This is a genomic window from Streptomyces sp. NPDC027962 (assembly GCF_055566095.1).
Genome location: NZ_JBVHTA010000062.1, coordinates 18,266 through 33,875 on the forward strand (window position 1 = coordinate 18,266; position 15,610 = coordinate 33,875).

General features: G+C 70.0%; 16 protein-coding genes. 7 read left to right on the plus strand and 9 right to left on the minus strand.

What is annotated here, in order from left to right; all coding sequences use genetic code 11:
* Positions 1–114 precede the first annotated feature (114 nt).
* Both ACZ4SA_RS34730 and ACZ4SA_RS34735 read right to left on the minus strand, forming a co-directional pair.
* Positions 115–231 (minus strand): SGM_5486 family transporter-associated protein, encoded by a 117-nt coding sequence (locus ACZ4SA_RS34730; RefSeq protein WP_468282100.1) that lies wholly within the window; start codon positions 229–231, stop codon positions 115–117.
* Positions 232–235: 4 nt separating this feature from the next.
* On the minus strand, positions 236–1,522 hold the full coding sequence (locus tag ACZ4SA_RS34735; RefSeq protein WP_468282102.1) for a CynX/NimT family MFS transporter: 1,287 nt from the start codon (positions 1,520–1,522) through the stop codon (positions 236–238).
* A gap of 95 nt (positions 1,523–1,617) precedes the next feature.
* Between ACZ4SA_RS34735 and ACZ4SA_RS34740 the strand changes: the two genes are divergently transcribed.
* A complete protein-coding gene (locus ACZ4SA_RS34740; protein WP_468282104.1) occupies positions 1,618–2,304 on the plus strand; it encodes a FadR/GntR family transcriptional regulator in 687 nt (228 codons plus the stop codon).
* On the opposite strand, the gene ACZ4SA_RS34745 is transcribed toward ACZ4SA_RS34740, so the two are convergent.
* The 3 genes from ACZ4SA_RS34745 to fabG all read right to left on the minus strand — a co-directional run bounded on the left by ACZ4SA_RS34745 (position 2,267) and on the right by fabG (position 4,319).
* Complete coding sequence (locus ACZ4SA_RS34745) at positions 2,267–2,713, minus strand: hypothetical protein (RefSeq protein WP_468282106.1); 447 nt, start codon at positions 2,711–2,713, stop codon at positions 2,267–2,269. The two genes, ACZ4SA_RS34740 and ACZ4SA_RS34745, sit on opposite strands and share 38 nt — an antisense overlap.
* Positions 2,714–2,827: 114 nt before the next feature.
* A complete protein-coding gene (gene fabI, locus ACZ4SA_RS34750) occupies positions 2,828–3,595 on the minus strand; it encodes an enoyl-ACP reductase FabI (protein ID WP_468282108.1) in 768 nt (255 codons plus the stop codon).
* Positions 3,596–3,599: 4 nt separating this feature from the next.
* A complete protein-coding gene (fabG, locus tag ACZ4SA_RS34755) occupies positions 3,600–4,319 on the minus strand; it encodes a 3-oxoacyl-[acyl-carrier-protein] reductase (protein ID WP_468282110.1) in 720 nt (239 codons plus the stop codon).
* A gap of 431 nt (positions 4,320–4,750) precedes the next feature.
* Here fabG and ACZ4SA_RS34760 point away from each other — a divergent pair, with 431 nt between their 5' ends.
* From ACZ4SA_RS34760 to tyrS, 3 genes are all read left to right on the plus strand, one after another.
* Entirely contained in the window at positions 4,751–6,274 is a 1,524-nt protein-coding gene (locus ACZ4SA_RS34760; protein ID WP_468282112.1) for a TldD/PmbA family protein, read from the plus strand.
* A gap of 91 nt (positions 6,275–6,365) precedes the next feature.
* On the plus strand, positions 6,366–7,760 hold the full coding sequence (locus tag ACZ4SA_RS34765) for a metallopeptidase TldD-related protein (protein WP_468282114.1): 1,395 nt from the start codon (positions 6,366–6,368) through the stop codon (positions 7,758–7,760).
* Between the two features lie 58 nt (positions 7,761–7,818).
* Positions 7,819–9,087, plus strand: coding sequence for a tyrosine--tRNA ligase (gene tyrS / locus ACZ4SA_RS34770; RefSeq protein ID WP_468282128.1), 1,269 nt, complete (start codon positions 7,819–7,821; stop codon positions 9,085–9,087).
* Positions 9,088–9,217: 130 nt separating this feature from the next.
* Here tyrS and ACZ4SA_RS34775 read toward each other — a convergent pair whose 3' ends face one another.
* Complete coding sequence (locus ACZ4SA_RS34775) at positions 9,218–9,496, minus strand: GlsB/YeaQ/YmgE family stress response membrane protein (RefSeq protein WP_468282116.1); 279 nt, start codon at positions 9,494–9,496, stop codon at positions 9,218–9,220.
* Between the two features lie 228 nt (positions 9,497–9,724).
* Here ACZ4SA_RS34775 and ACZ4SA_RS34780 point away from each other — a divergent pair, with 228 nt between their 5' ends.
* On the plus strand, positions 9,725–10,111 hold the full coding sequence (locus ACZ4SA_RS34780; RefSeq protein WP_468282118.1) for a DUF3099 domain-containing protein: 387 nt from the start codon (positions 9,725–9,727) through the stop codon (positions 10,109–10,111).
* A gap of 203 nt (positions 10,112–10,314) precedes the next feature.
* Positions 10,315–10,560, plus strand: a complete 246-nt coding sequence (locus ACZ4SA_RS34785; RefSeq protein WP_468282130.1) for a hypothetical protein — start codon at positions 10,315–10,317, stop codon at positions 10,558–10,560.
* Here the strand turns inward: ACZ4SA_RS34785 and moaA are convergent.
* From moaA to ACZ4SA_RS34800, 3 genes are all read right to left on the minus strand, one after another.
* The gene (moaA, locus tag ACZ4SA_RS34790; RefSeq protein ID WP_468282120.1) at positions 10,543–11,532 is read right to left on the minus strand and encodes a GTP 3',8-cyclase MoaA; all 990 of its coding nucleotides are present in this window, start codon (positions 11,530–11,532) and stop codon (positions 10,543–10,545) included. The genes ACZ4SA_RS34785 and moaA overlap by 18 nt on opposite strands.
* A 159-nt stretch (positions 11,533–11,691) precedes the next feature.
* On the minus strand, positions 11,692–13,329 hold the full coding sequence (locus ACZ4SA_RS34795; protein ID WP_468282122.1) for a solute symporter family protein: 1,638 nt from the start codon (positions 13,327–13,329) through the stop codon (positions 11,692–11,694).
* The gene (locus ACZ4SA_RS34800; protein WP_468282124.1) at positions 13,326–13,694 is read right to left on the minus strand and encodes a DUF485 domain-containing protein; all 369 of its coding nucleotides are present in this window, start codon (positions 13,692–13,694) and stop codon (positions 13,326–13,328) included. The genes ACZ4SA_RS34795 and ACZ4SA_RS34800 overlap by 4 nt, the downstream gene beginning before the upstream one ends.
* A 254-nt stretch (positions 13,695–13,948) precedes the next feature.
* Between ACZ4SA_RS34800 and ACZ4SA_RS34805 the strand changes: the two genes are divergently transcribed.
* Positions 13,949–15,481: a S8 family peptidase gene (locus tag ACZ4SA_RS34805; RefSeq protein ID WP_468282126.1), complete on the plus strand. Its 1,533-nt coding sequence runs from the start codon at positions 13,949–13,951 to the stop codon at positions 15,479–15,481.
* Positions 15,482–15,610 lie beyond the last annotated feature (129 nt).

Here is a 15,610-nt window from a genome sequence, read left to right on the forward strand (position 1 = left end):
GCGGCGCCCATCCGGTGACCCACCCACTTCACCCTGACCCTGCCCCCCTAGGGGATGGTGGGGCCGGCACCACCCTCTTGCAGACGGTGCCCCGGGCGGGCGGCTGCCACAGGGTTACGGCGCGGCGACGGTCGCAATGATCGAGATGACCACGCCGATGAGAAGGATCAGGCCGAAGAGCCCGAGGAGCTTCTTCTGGCCGTTCTGGGGATTCGGATCGAGCACAGGCATGGCGTCAGTGTCGCACCCCGGTCTCGCCCTCGATCGTCCGGTCCCTGCCCGCGAGGACGCCCACGGCGATCTGCGGTACGAGCAGCCCCGCCATCAGCCCGGTCGGCAGGCCCCAGCCGCCGCTGTGCTGGTACAGCACGCCCACGAGCAGCGGGCCGGGGATGGAGATCAGATAGCCGGTCGACTGGACGAACGCGGAGAGCCGCACGACGCCCGCACCCGTCCTCGACCGCATGCCGATCATGGTGAGGGCGAGCGGGAACGAGCAGTTGGAGACGCCCAGCAGCAGCGCCCAGGCCCACGCTCCGGCCGCCGGGGCCAGCAGCAGTCCCAGGTAGCCGGCCAGTCCGCACAGGCCGAGGACCACGGCGATGGGCCCCTGGTGCTTCATCCGGGTCGCCAGCCGGGGGATGACGAACGCCAGCGGCACGCCCATGACCATGGTGACGGCCAGCAGCACGCCCGCGGCCCCGGCGGAGACGCCCGCATCGCGGAAGATCTGAGGCATCCAGCCCATCGTGATGTACGCGCCGGTCGCCTGGAGCCCGAAGAAGCAGGCCAGTGCCCATGCCGTGGGGCTGCGGGTGATGCGCGGAGCGGGAGCGGCCGGGTCGGCGTCGCTCGGACCCGAGACGCTGCCGGCGCCGGCGCCGGCGCCACGGTCGCGTACCAGCCCGAGCCAGGGCAGTACGGCGACGGCGGCCAGCGCCGCCCACACCGCGAGGCCGGTGCGCCAACTGCCGCCCAGCGCAGCGGTCATGGGCACGGTCGCCGCCGCCGCCACGGACGTGCCGAGTGCGAGCGCCATGGAGTAGATGCCGGTCATCGAGCCGACCCGGTCGGGGAAGTACCGCTTGACGATCACCGGCATCAGCACGTTGCTGACGGCGATGCCCATGAGGGCGAGCGCGCTGGCGGCGAGGAACCCCGCGGTGTTGGCCGCGAAGGGCCGTACGGCGAGTCCTGCGGTGATGGCGGCCATACCGGCGCAGAGCACGGCGCCGGGCCCGAAGCGGCGGGCGAGCCGGGGTGCGGCGACGCCGAAGAGGGCGAAGCAGAGCGGTGGTACGGACGTGAGCAGCCCGGCCACGCTGCCGCTCATGTGCAGCCCGGTGCGGGCCTCTTCCAGCAGGGCGCCGAGGCTGGTGATGGCGGGGCGCAGGTTGAGCGCGGCGAGGACGATGCCGACGACGACGAGGCGGGTGACCCACACGGGGCGCCGACGGGCGGCAGAATCCTGGGGAGCAGGGGCCGTGGTGGCGGGGCCGAGGGTGCGGGTCTCGTCGAGCATGGAGCCCATCATAGAATCATGGGATGATTGGTTGTCCAATCCCGAACGAACGTCTTCCACGGGCGTCGGGCGGACCTCTGACGACAAGGAGCACCATGGCGCTGTCCTCTCCCCGGCGTTCCGCGCTCTCCGACCAAGTGATCACCGAGCTCCGGAACCAGATCACCTCGGGCGAGTGGCCGGTCGGTTCGCGGATTCCGACCGAACCGGAACTGGTCGAGCAGCTCGGTGTCGCCCGCAACACCGTCCGGGAGGCGGTGCGCGCGCTCGCCCACAACGGGCTCCTCGACATCCGGCAGGGTTCGGGCACGTACGTCGTGGCGACCAGCGAGCTGGCGGGTGTCATGCACCGCCGCTTCGCCGACGCCGACCCCCGGCACATCGCCGAGCTGCGCTCCACCCTGGAGTCGTCCGCCGCCAGGCTGGCCGCCGAGCGGCGTACCGAACGCGACCTGAAGCAGTTGGACTCGTTGCTGGCCCGGCGCGAGGAAGCCTGGGACTCGGGCGTCGCCGAGGCGTTCGTGGCGGCCGACGCGACCTTCCACCTCGCCGTGGTCGCCGCGTCCCACAACGAGGTACTGACGGGGCTCTACGCGGACCTGGGCGATCTGCTGCGGGACTGGCTGCGCGACGACATCGGCCAGGAGCTGCGCCCCGAGAACCACATGGATCACGCACGGCTGGTCGAGGCGATCCGCGCGGGCGACGGCGACACGGCGGCCTCCGAGGCGGCCGGCCATCCGTTCATGTGTCTGCGCCGGCCCTCAGCGGCTGGTGGCTGACCCAGACCGACCGGATCTCCTTCCAGCAGCGCCCCGACAGTTCGCCGTATCCGGCGGGCCGGAGCAGCACGGGCGCGGTGTCCGCGTCCACGTCCCACCAGCGGTCGCACTCGACGTGGAGCTGCACCCGGTCGGCGCCGGGGTACGGGTTGTGGCAGTAGGCGGTGACCCGGGAACCTTCGACGACGGTGCTGCACCGGGCCTGGTAGGTCGGCGCCGGCGCCGGCCGGGGGTCCTGCGACTCCTGGCGGAACTGGAGAGTGGCGAAGGGGATCGCCCCCAACAGGACCGTCACGGCGGCCAGTACGGAGGCGTTGCGCCATTTCGTACGCACGAGCAGGACCTCCTCGGCCGGGCTACGGCGCGCGCGCCGCAACAGCACCACAAGGAAGATTTGCTCCTCCAGCATCGCCGCCCCCGGCGAGGACCGCCCACCCGTGGGGTGAGTGCTGGGCCGAACGGGGGACGCCCCGCCCACCGCGCATGCGGTCGGCGGGGCGTCCCCGGAGTACGTATCTGCTGGTCAGGCACCCATGATGTGCACGCCGCCGTCGACATGGACGATTTCGCCGGTGGTCTTCGGGAAGAAGTCGGAGAGCAGCGCGACGACACCGCGGCCCGCGGGCTCCGGGTCTGCCATGTCCCACTCGAGCGGGGAGCGCTCGTCCCACACCTTCGCCAGGTCCGAGAAACCGGGGATGGACTTCGCGGCCATCGAACGGAGCGGGCCGGCCGAGATCAGGTTGCAGCGGACATTCTGCTTGCCGAGGTCGCGGGCGAGGTAGCGGCTGGTGGCCTCGAGCGCGGCCTTGGCCGGGCCCATCCAGTCGTACTGCGGCCAGGCGAACTGCGCGTCGAAGGTCAGGCCCACGACGGAGCCGCCGTTCTGCATCAGCGGCAGGCACGCCATGGTCAGCGACTTCAGCGAGAACGCGGAGACGTGCATCGCGGTCGACACCGACTCGAACGGCGTGTTGAGAAAGTTGCCGCCGAGGGCGTCCTGCGGGGCGAAGCCGATGGAGTGAACGACTCCGTCCAGACCGCCGAGCTCCGCGCGCACGATGTCCTCGACGCGGGCCAGGTGCTCGTCGTTGGTGACGTCGAGCTCGATGACCTTGACGGGCTTGGGGAGCTTCCTGGCGATGCGCTCGGTCAGGGTGGGCCGCGGGAAGGCGGTCAGAATGACCTCGGCGCCCTGCTCCTGGGCCACCTTCGCGGTGTGGAACGCGATGGAGGACTCCATCAGCACACCGGTGATCAGGACGCGCTTGCCCTCGAGAATTCCGCTCATGTGATCAGTGACCCATGCCCAATCCGCCGTCAACGGGGATGACGGCTCCAGTGATGTACGACGCGTCGTCGGAGGAGAGGAAGCGCACGGCGGCGGCGATCTCCTCCGGCCGCGCGTAACGGCCGAGCGGCACCTGCGAGACGATGCCCGCGCGCTGCTCGTCCGTGAGCGCCTGCGTCATGTCGGTGTCGACAAAGCCGGGCGCGACGACGTTGAAGGTGATGTTCCGCGAGCCGAGCTCACGGGCCAGCGAGCGGGCGAAGCCCACCAGACCCGCCTTGGAGGCTGCGTAGTTGGCCTGCCCGGCCGAGCCCAGCAGCCCCACCACGGAGGAGATCAGCACGACACGGCCCTTCTTGGCGCGCAGCATGCCGCGGTTGGCGCGCTTCACGACCCGGAAGGTGCCGGTGAGGTTGGTGTCGAGGACGGACGTGAAGTCGTCCTCCGACATACGCATCAGAAGCTGGTCCTTGGTGATGCCGGCGTTGGCGACCAGCACCTCCACGTTGCCGTGCTTCTCCTCGATCTCCTTGTAGGCCTGCTCCACCTGCTCCGCTTCGGTGATGTCGCACCGCACGGCGAGGCAACCGGCCTCGACGAGCTCGGCGGGCGGCTCACCCGAGCGGTAGGTGATGGCGACCTTGTCGCCGTTCTCGGCGAAAGCGCGGGCGATGGCGAGGCCGATGCCCCGGTTTCCTCCGGTGACGAGAACCGAGCGGCTCAACGGATCACCCTTTCGTTAGCGGTCTGGAGCACCTGGGAGCCAGGCGACTACCTCGAAAACCTATCGGTCCGGTCCGCCGTACGGGGAATCGGGCCCTGACAGCGCCTTCGATCAGTCGCTGTCGGATCCCTACAGAAACCATTGGCCGTAGGGCGCCCGGTCCGCCGCCCCGGGCCCGAGGACGTACAGCGCTCAGTCCGCCGCCCCGGGCGCGTAAGCGGCGAGTCCCGCCTCCCGGGTCGCATCGAGCATCCGCTTGCCGTGGCCAAGCATCCGCTGTCGTACGTGATCAGGCCGTTCCCCGTCCCCGCGTCGGCTGTCGGCCGAACCCGCTCAGGCCCCGCAATTGCGGGAGATCCAGGCCCCCGAGACGTGATTCACTGCCGCAGAACCCCCTGCAGGGCGAGTCAAAGCGAAGGGAAGGGCCGTCCGTGCCCCACGACATCGATCAGACGTTCACCGCGCTGCCCCTCCGGGCACTCGCCGACGCGGCGCTTGCCCGCGCCCGTGCGCTCGGGGCTGAGCATGCCGACTTCCGGCTGGAGCGCGTACGCAGCGCGTCCTGGCGGTTGCGCGATGCCAAGCCCGCCGGGTCGTCCGACACCACCGACCTCGGGTACGCGGTGCGCGTCGTGCACGGCGGGGCCTGGGGCTTCGCGTCCGGGGTGGATCTGAGCATGGACGCCGCGGCGCGGGTCGCGGGCCAGGCGGTGGCGATGGCGAAGCTGTCGGCGAAGGTGATCGCGGCGGCGGGCAGCGACGAGAGGGTGGAGCTGGCGGACGAGCCGGTGCACGCGGAGAAGACGTGGGTCTCGTCGTACGAGATCGACCCCTTCACCGTGCCCGACGAGGAGAAGACCGCGCTGCTGGCCGAGTGGAGCGACCGGCTGCTGCGGGCCGACGGAGTGGCTCACGTCGACGCCTCGCTGCTGACCGTCCACGAGAACAAGTTCTACGCGGACACGGCCGGCACCGTCACCACCCAGCAGCGGGTGCGGCTGCATCCGCAGCTCACCGCGGTCGCCGTCGACGAGACGGCCGGCGAGTTCGACTCCATGCGCACCATCGCGCCCCCGGTGGGCCGCGGCTGGGAGTATTTGCGCGGCACCGGCTGGGACTGGGACGCGGAGCTGGAGCAGATCCCGGCGCTGCTCGCGGAGAAGATGCGTGCGCCGAGTGTCGAAGCCGGCCGCTACGACCTCGTGGTCGACCCGTCCAACCTGTGGCTGACCATCCACGAGTCGATCGGCCACGCCACCGAGCTGGACCGGGCACTCGGCTACGAGGCCGCGTACGCGGGGACGTCGTTCGCGACCTTCGACCAGCTGGGGAAGCTGGCGTACGGCTCCTCAGTGATGAACGTGACCGGCGACCGCACGGCCGAGCACGGGCTCGCGACGATCGGCTACGACGACGAGGGCGTGGAGGCGCAGAGCTGGGACCTGGTCAAGGACGGCACGCTCGTCGGCTACCAGCTGGACCGGCGGATCGCGAAGCTGACCGGCCTCGGCCGCTCCAACGGCTGCGCGTACGCCGACTCCCCCGCGCATGTGCCGGTGCAGCGGATGGCGAACGTGTCGCTGCAACCGGACCCGGGCGGGCTGTCGACGGACGACCTGATCGGCGGGGTCGAGCACGGGATCTACGTGGTGGGCGACCGGTCGTGGTCGATCGACATGCAGCGCTACAACTTCCAGTTCACGGGCCAGCGGTTCTTCCGCATCGAGAACGGCCGGCTGGCGGGGCAGTTGCGGGATGTCGCCTACCAGGCGACGACGACCGAGTTCTGGGGCTCCATGGAGCAGGTCGGCGGTCCGCAGACGTACGTGCTGGGCGGCGCGTTCAACTGCGGCAAGGCCCAGCCCGGCCAGGTGGCCTCGGTCTCGCACGGCTGCCCGTCCGCCCTCTTCCGGGGCGTCACCATCTTGAACACCACGCAGGAGGCGGGTCGATGAGCGCGCACACCACGCACGCGACCCCCTGCCGGGGGTCCGGGGGTCGCCCCCCGGGCAAGCACAGTCTGAACACCACGCAGGAGGCGGGTCGATGAGCAGCCGTACCAGCAAGCCGCACGAGATCGTCGAGCGGGCTCTCGAGCTGTCCACGGCCGACGGCTGCGTCGTCATCGCCGACGAGGAGTCGTCCGCCAACCTCCGCTGGGCCGGGAACGCGCTGACGACCAACGGCGTCACCCGCGGCCGTACCCTCACCGTGATCGCCACCGTCGACGGCTCGGAGGGCACCGCATCCGGTGTGGTGTCCCGGTCCGCCGTGACCGCCGCCGACCTCGAGCCGCTGGTGCGCGCCGCGGAGGCCGCGGCCCGCGCAGCGGGGCCGGCCGAGGACGCCCAGCCGCTCGTCGAAGGCACTCCGGCGTCCCCGGACTTCACGGACGCGCCCCCGGAGACCACCTCGGCCGTGTTCGCGGACTTCGCGCCCGCGCTCGGCGAGGCCTTCGCCCGGGCCAGGGCAGGCGGCCGTGAGCTGTACGGCTTCGCCAACCACGAGATGACGTCCACGTACGTCGGCACCTCCACGGGCCTGCGGCTGCGGCACGACCAGCCCAACGGCACCCTCGAGCTGAACGCCAAGTCTCCGGACCGGGCCCGCTCCGCGTGGGCGGGCCGCTCGACGCGGGACTTCAAGGACGTGGACCCGGCCGCCATGGACGCCGAGCTGGCGCAGCGGCTGGCCTGGGCGGAGCGCCGGATCGAGCTGCCGGCCGGGCGGTACGAGACGCTCCTGCCGCCCACCGCGGTGGCCGATCTGCTGATCTACCAGCTGTGGTCCTCCGCCGCCCGGGACGCCGCCGAGGGCCGTACGGTCTTCTCCAAACCCGGCGGCGGCACCCGCGTCGGGGAGACTCTCTCTCCGCTGCCGCTGGCCCTGCGCAGCGACCCGAACGAGCCGGGGCTCGAATCCGCCCCGTTCGTGATCGCGCACTCCTCCGGCGACGACGCCTCCGTATTCGACAACGGACTGCCGCTCGGGCCGACGGAATGGGTACGGGAAGGGAAGCTGGAGCGCCTGGTCACCACGCGGCACAGCGCCGGCCTGACCGGCCTGCCGGTCGCAGCCGGTACGGGGAACCTGATCCTGGACGGCGGCGGTGAGCGATCGCTGGACGAGATGGTGGCCGCCACGGCCCGCGGCCTGCTGCTGACCTGCCTGTGGTACATCCGGGAGGTGGACCCGGCGACGCTGCTGCTGACCGGTCTGACCAGGGACGGCGTGTATCTGGTGGAGAACGGGGAGGTCGTCGGGGAGGTCAACAACTTCCGCTTCAACGAGTCTCCCGTCGACCTGCTTCTCCGGACCACCGAGGCCGGGCGCACCGAGAAGACACTGCCGCGCGAGTGGGGCGACTGGTTCACCCGGGCCGCGATGCCCGCGCTGCGGGTACCGGACTTCAATATGAGTTCGATCAGCCAGGGCGTATAACCTCGGGTGCGTCCGTGGTTCGGTTACGGACGCACTCACCGAAGGAGACATGAGAGTCGTGACGGACATCGTCGACGAGCTGAAGTGGCGCGGGCTGCTGGCCCAGTCCACTGACGAGGACGCTTTGCGCAAGGCCCTCGCGGACGGTCCCGTCACCTTCTATTGCGGCTTCGACCCGACCGCGGCGAGCCTGCACGTCGGGCACCTGGTCCAGGTGCTGACCGTGCGCCGGCTCCAGCTCGCCGGTCACCGGCCGCTGGCGCTGGTCGGCGGGGCGACGGGCCAGATCGGCGACCCGCGGCCGACCGCGGAGCGCACGCTGAACGACCCGGCGACGATCGCGCAGTGGGTGGAACGGCTGCGCTCGCAGATCGAGCCGTACCTCTCGTTCGAGGGCGACAACGCCGCGATCATGGTGAACAACCTGGACTGGATCGCGGGCATGTCCGCGATCGAGTTCCTGCGGGACGTCGGCAAGCACTTCCGTGTCAACAAGATGCTCACCAAGGACTCGGTCGCGCGGCGTCTGGAGTCCGAGCAGGGCATCAGCTACACCGAGTTCAGCTACCAGCTGCTGCAGGGCTTGGACTTCCTGGAGCTGTACCGGCGGTACGGCTGCGTCCTGCAGCAGGGCGGCAGCGACCAGTGGGGCAACCTCACCGCGGGCCTGGACCTGATCCACCGCCTGGAGCCCGACGCCGAGGTGCACGCTCTGGCCACACCGCTGATGACCAAGGCCGACGGCACCAAGTTCGGCAAGTCCGAAACCGGCACGCTCTGGCTCGACCCGGAGATGACCACGCCGTACGCGTTCTACCAGTTCTGGCTGAACACGGACGACCGGGACATCAACCGGTACCTGCGCATCCTCAGCTTCAAGAGCCGTGAGGAGCTCGAGGAGCTGGAGAAGCAGACCGCGGAGCGGCCGCAGGCGCGCGCCGCCCAGCGGGCGCTGGCGGAGGAGCTGACGACGCTGGTGCACGGGGCCGACCAGTGCGCCGCGGTGATCAACGCCTCGAAGGCGCTGTTCGGGCAGGGCGAGCTGGGCGATCTGGACGAGGCGACGCTGCGTGCGGCGCTCGCCGAGCTGCCGCACGCCCGGGCCGGCGAGCTGCTGCCGGTCGTCGATCTGTTCGCCGAGGTCGGTCTGGCGCCGAGCAAGTCCGCGGCCCGCCGCACGGTGAAGGAGGGCGGCGCCTACGTGAACAACGTGAAGGTGACCGCCGAGGACGCCGTGGTGTCGCGGGACGAGCTGCTGCACGGGCGCTGGCTGGTGCTGCGTCGGGGCAAGAAGAACCTGGCGGCGGTCGAGGTCGCGGTCGGCTGACCGAGGACGCGACACGGCTGAGGCCGGGTGGGCACTCTGCCCGCCCGGCCTCAGCCGTGTGGTGTCAGCTGCGGTGTTGCTGTCTGCCGCGAACCGGTCGGACGCGGCGTCGTCCTCCGCCGCGGACCGGTCAGACGCGGTGTTGCTTTCTGCCGCGGACCCCTGTGTAGGCCATGTCTCCCAGAAAGACGACGACGATGGCCGCGGCGAGCTGGAACGCGTGCCGCCACCAGTCGATGCCGCTGGTCTCCGCGACGCCGAACCCACGGGCCACCGCGTTGCCGATGACGGCACCGATGATGCCGAAGATGGTGGTCAGCCAGAGCGGACTGTGCTGCTTGCCCGGGATGATCGCCTTGGCGAGCAGGCCCAGCACGAATCCCACGATGATCGCCCACAACCAGCCCATGGCTGCCTCCTTGTACGGCCTCTGCGTGAGCAGTTACGTCGCCAGTGTCGGCCCGTCAGCCGTACGGTGCATGTCGGGGCACGCCGTATGGCTGATGACGCACAGCGGGCACGCAGTCGTGGGGCCGCCCCGCTCTCGAAGACGGCGCAGGCCGGGCGTACCGTGGATGGGGTCGAATCAGGGAATTGTCCGGGAACGTCCGGCGCGGGAATCGGGTGGTGGACCGTGATGCGGAAGCACGACGGAGCAGAGGTCTTCCGGATCACGGGAGCACGCCGGGGCCTCGCCGACGATGTGCGCGGCAGGCAGCGCCGCTATGTGATCTCGATGTCGGTCCGCACGCTGTCGGTGATCCTCGCGGCCGTGCTGTGGAACGTGGAGCGTCATGTGGCGATCGTGGCGCTGGCGCTCGGCATTCTGCTGCCGTACGTCGCGGTCGTCATCGCCAACGCGGGCCGGGAGAACGCCCCTTCGCTGCCGTCGACCTACCTTCCCCCGCCGGCGCGTCCGATGATCGAGTCGGCCGTGGCGCGCAGCGCGGCGGAGGCGGGGACGGAAACGGAGACGGAGACGGGGGCCTACGAGCGGGAGCGTCCGGCGGCCGGGCAGAGCTGACGACGGGCCGGGCAGGCGGGTCCGGGAGGCTCCGCAAAGCTCAGGAAAAGCTCAGATCAATCATGAAGTTCCGGTGCAACGCACCCTGCTACCCGTGACATACTGCCTACGCGCTCCGCATCCCCCGTCGGAGCGACGGACCGACGCCGGGCAGCTCCCCCCGTGGCTGCTCGGCGTCGCCATGCTGGGACAATGATCCGGTGATGCATCCGGTGAGTGAAGAATCCCCGATCTGCTCGGCCAAGGGCTGCCGCACAGGCGCCGTCTGGGTCCTCGCCTGGAACAACCCGAAGCTGCACACCCCCGACCGCCGCAAGACATGGCTGGCGTGCGACGAACACCGGGAACACCTCTCGCAGTTCCTCGGTGTGCGCGGTTTCCTGAAGGACGTCGTGACGTTGGAGGCGTGGGAGCGGGGTGAGGGGGCCGGGTCAGCCGCCGATGGCTGACATGGGCCGCTCGGGCTGGAGGAAGGACGGGTCGTCGAGGCCGGACCCCGCCTTCTTGCCCCACATCGCCAGCCGCCAGATGCGGGCGATCTCCTCGTCGGGTGCCTGTGAGCGCAACGCGGCCCGCAGGTCCGTCTCCTCGGTGGCGAAGAGGCAGGTGCGCACCTGACCGTCGGCGGTGAGCCGGGTGCGGTCGCAGGCGCGGCAGAACGGGCGGGTGACGGAGGCGATGACGCCCACCCGCTGCGGTCCGCCGTCGACGACCCACCGCTCTGCGGGCGCGGAGCCGCGCGCGGCGTCGCCTTCCGGTGTCAGGGTGAAACGGGTGCGCAGGGACTCGAGGATATCACCGGCAGTGATCATCCCGTCACGCTTCCAGCCGTGCTGTGCGTCGAGCGGCATCTGCTCGATGAAACGCAGCTCGTAGTCATTCTCCACGGCCCAGGCCAGGAGGTCGGGCGCCTCGTCGTCGTTGAGTCCCGGCATCAGGACGGCGTTGACCTTCACGGGGGTGAGGCCGGCTTCGCGGGCGGCTGTGAGGCCGTCGAGCACGTCGTGGTGGCGGTCGCGGCGGGTGAGGGTCTTGAAGACGTCGGGCCGCAGGGTGTCCAGCGAGACGTTGACCCGGTCCAGGCCGGCGGCCTTCAGGGCGGCCGCGGTGCGCTTGAGCCCGATGCCGTTGGTGGTGAGGGACATCTTGGGGCGGGGCTCGAGGGCGGCGCAGCGCTCGACTATGCCGACCAGTCCGGGGCGCAGCAGCGGCTCGCCGCCGGTGAAGCGGACCTCGGTGATGCCGAGATCGGTGACGGCGATACGTATCAGCCGGACGATCTCGTCGTCGCTCAGCAGATCGGGCTTTGCCAGCCACTGCAGGCCTTCTTCCGGCATGCAGTACGTACACCGCAGATTGCACCGGTCCGTGAGCGAAACGCGCAGGTCAGTGGCCACACGGCCGAAGGTGTCGATGAGCACTGTGGGCCCCCTCCCCATCCGGAAGTCGTACGTATCTCGCCACTGCGAGCCTACGCGAGACTGCTGACAACACCAGGGGCCGTTTGCCACGAGGTGGGCGGCGGCCGCGTCGTAGGACCCTACGACGCGGCCGCTGTCGTGCGTGTGTCGGTTTCCTCCTCAGTGGGCGCCGATGCCGGTGAGGGACTTGACCTCGAGCTCGGCGTATTTGCCCTCGTCGGGCTTCTCCTTGCTCAGGATCGAGCCGAGCCAGCCGAGCAGGAAGCCCAGCGGGATGGAGATGAGTCCCGGGTTGGACAGCGGGAACCACGCGAAGTCGACACTCGGGAACATCGCGCTGGGGCTGCCGGAGACGACCGGCGAGAAGAGCACCAGGAGCACCGAGGAGGCGAGGCCTCCGTAGATCGACCACAGGGCGCCCTGGGTCGTGAACTTCTTCCAGAACAGGCTGTAGAGGATCGTGGGCAGGTTGGCGGAGGCGGCGACCGCGAAGGCGAGCGCGACGAGACCCGCCACGTTCAGGTCGCGGGCGAGCGCGCCGAGAGCGATGGAGACGATGCCGATGAAGACGGTCGCCCAGCGTGCGGCCCTGACCTCCTCCTTCTCCGTGGCCTGCCCCTTGCGGATGACGTTGGCGTAGATGTCGTGGGCGAACGAGGACGAGGAGGCCAGCGTCAGTCCGGCGACGACGGCGAGAATCGTGGCGAACGCCACTGCCGAGATCACGGCGAGCAGGATCGCGCCCCAGGCCGAGTCGACACCGCCGATGTGCAGGGCGAGGAGCGGGGCCGCGGTGTTGCCGGCCGGGTTGGACGCCTTGATCTCCGCGGGCCCGACGATCGCGGCGGCGCCGAAGCCGAGCGCGATGGTCATGAGGTAGAACGCGCCGATGATGCCGATGGCCCAGTTGACGGACTTACGGGCGGCCTGGGCGGTGGGCACGGTGTAGAAGCGGATCAGGATGTGCGGGAGTCCGGCGGTTCCGAGGACGAGGGCGATGCCGAGGGAGATGAAGTCGAGCTTGGTCATCCCGTCGACGCCGTACTTGAGGCCGGGCTCGAGGAAGGCGTCGGCGTTGCCCTTCTGGCCGACCTCGCTCTTCGCCGCGGCCTCGCCGAGCAGGTCGGAGATGTTGAAGTTGAACTTCCACAGCACCAGGAAGGTGATCAGCAGGGTGCCCGCGATGAGCAGGACGGCCTTGACCATCTGCACCCAGGTGGTTCCCTTCATGCCGCCGATGGTCACGTAGACGATCATCAGCAGCCCGACCAGGGAGACGATCGCGATCTTCCCGCCGTCGCTGGTGATGCCGAGGAGCAGCGAGACGAGGATGCCCGCGCCCGCCATCTGCGCGAGCAGGTAGAAGACCGAGACGACGATGGTGGAGGCGCCGGCGGCGGTACGGACCGGGCGCTGGCGCATCCGGTAGGCGAGGACGTCGCCCATCGTGTACCGGCCGGAGTTGCGCAGCGGTTCGGCGACGAGCAGCAGGGCGACGAGCCAGGCGACCAGGAAGCCGATCGAATAGAGGAAACCGTCGTAGCCGTAGAGGGCGATGGCGCCGGCGATGCCGAGGAACGAGGCGGCGGACATGTAGTCGCCGGAAATGGCGAGGCCGTTCTGGAAGCCGGTGAACTGGCGGCCGCCCGCGTAGAAGTCGGCGGCGTCCTTGGTCTGCCGGCCGGCCCAGACGGTGATGAACAGGGTCGCGACGACGAACGCCGCGAAGAGGGTGATGATCAGCGGCCGGTGCTCGGTGGTGGCGTTCGAGGCCGCGAGGTGCAGGGCGGGGCTCATGCGTCGGCCTCCATGCGGGACTTGATCGCCTCGGCCTTCGGATCGAGCTTCGCTGCGGCGTGCCGTGAGTAGAGCCAGGCGATGAGGAATGTGGTCGCGAACTGGGCGAGGCCGAAGACAAGGGCGACGTTGATGTGGCCGAACAGCTTCGTGCCCATGAAGCCGCCGGCGTAGTTGGAGAGCAGGACGTAGAGCAGGTACCAGGCGATGAACGCGATGGTCAGCGGGAAGGCGAACGAGCGGTGAGTGCGGCGCAGTTCGCCGAATTCCGTACTCTGCTGCACCCGGGCGAACGACTCTGTCGTGTGCTGTGCGGTGCTGGTGTCCGTACCGCCCTCGGGAGGCGGCGGTGCATCGATGGTCACGGAAGCTCCTCGCGACGCGTCTGCGGTGGGGATGGACTCGGGGATGTCACTGACAGGGGCGGTTCGGTGTAGCTCCACTCCCTGACAACGGCACGGCGCCCACGGCGAACCGGTTCAACATCGGCCTTTTATTCCGCACTTCCTTCGCGAACTCATTGAACCCGGCCCTTGATCAGCGATAGCTTCACTCGTCATGTACCCGCCCATTCGCACAGGGGTGTCTGGGCGGTTGTCACGGATGATGTGGAGAACCCATGGTTCATCTGGGATCCAGACGGCGCCGCGCACTCGCGCTGCCCGCCGGTCTGGCGCTCACGGCCTCGCTCGGCTTCCTGCCCGCGGGGGCCGCTTCTGCGGCGCCGGCCTACGACGTACCCGCCGCGGTGCAGACAGACGGCCCGAAGATGTCGTACGTCGTCAATGTGAAGGGCGGACACGGCACCGCGAAGTCGGTCAAGAAGGCCATAGCCAAGGCCGGCGGAACGGTGGTGATGGCCTACGACCAGATAGGCGTCATCGTCGTCCACTCGCAGAACCCCGCCTTCGCCGGCACGATCCGCTCGGTGCGCGGTGTGGAGTCGGCCGGCGCCACCCGCACCAAGCCGCTGGCGCCCGCGGCCGACATGGCCATCGACTCGGAGCGTCCGCTCACCGCCGAGGAGGCGAAGAAGTCGGCCGGTCAGGCGGCCTCCGACCAGGACCCGCTGGAGCCCCTGCAGTGGGACCTGCCGGCCATCAAGGCGGACAAGGCGCACGAGAAGACGCTCGGCAGCAAGAAGGTCACGGTCGCGGTCATCGACACGGGTGTCGACGACACCCACCCGGACCTCGCGCCGAACTTCGACCGTGGGGCCTCCGTCAGCTGCGTGGGCGGTGTGCCCGACACGGCCGACGGCGCCTGGCGTCCGGGCCCGGACGAGAGCGACCACGGCACGCACGTCGCGGGCACGATCGCCGCGGCGAAGAACGGCGTCGGCATCACCGGTGTCGCTCCGGGCGTGAAGGTCTCCGGCATCAAGGTCTCGCAGCCCGACGGCTTCTTCTACACCGAGGCGGTCGTCTGCGGCTTCGTGTGGGCCGCCGAGCACGGCGTCGACGTGACCAACAACAGCTACTACACGGACCCGTGGCTGTTCAACTGCAAGAACGACGAGGACCAGAAGGCCCTCGTCGACGCCGTCGCACGCGCCACCCGTTACGCGGAGCGCAAGGGCGCGGTGAACGTCGCCGCGGCCGGCAACTCCCGGATGGACCTCGCCGCCGACGAGCTGACCGACACCTCGAGCCCGAACGACACCACGCCGGGCGAGCGGGTCATCAACCCGCGCGAGTGTCTCGACATCCCGACCCAGATCCCGGGTGTCGTCACGGTCTCCGCGCTCGGCGCCAAGGGCCTGAAGGCCTCGTACTCGAACTACGGCCAGGGCGTGGTCGACATCTCCGCGCCGGGCGGTGACTCGACGCGCTACCAGGCACCGGACGCGCCGGCCGTCGACGGCCGGATCCTGTCGACGCTGCCGGGCGGCGGCTACGGCTACAAGGCAGGTACGTCGATGGCGTCCCCGCACGTCGCGGGCGTCGCGGCGCTGATCAAGTCGACGCACCCGTACGCGCCGCCGGCCCTGGTGAAGGGCCTGCTGTACGCACAGGCGGACGACACAGCCTGCACCAACCCGTACGACATCGACGGCAACGGCACCGTCGACGCGGTCTGCGAGGGCGGTAAGCGCGACAACGGCTTCTACGGCACGGGTGTCGCGGACGCCCTGGACGCGGTCCGCTGGTAACAGCGCTTCATGACGAGGGCCCGGTGCGGACTTCCGGACGCTGTTGGTTAATTCGGGCCCTGTTGCTTCGCCCCGCTGACTTGGTCGGCGGGGCGAAGTGCTGCGAAGTGGCTGGTTCGGGTGCGGGCT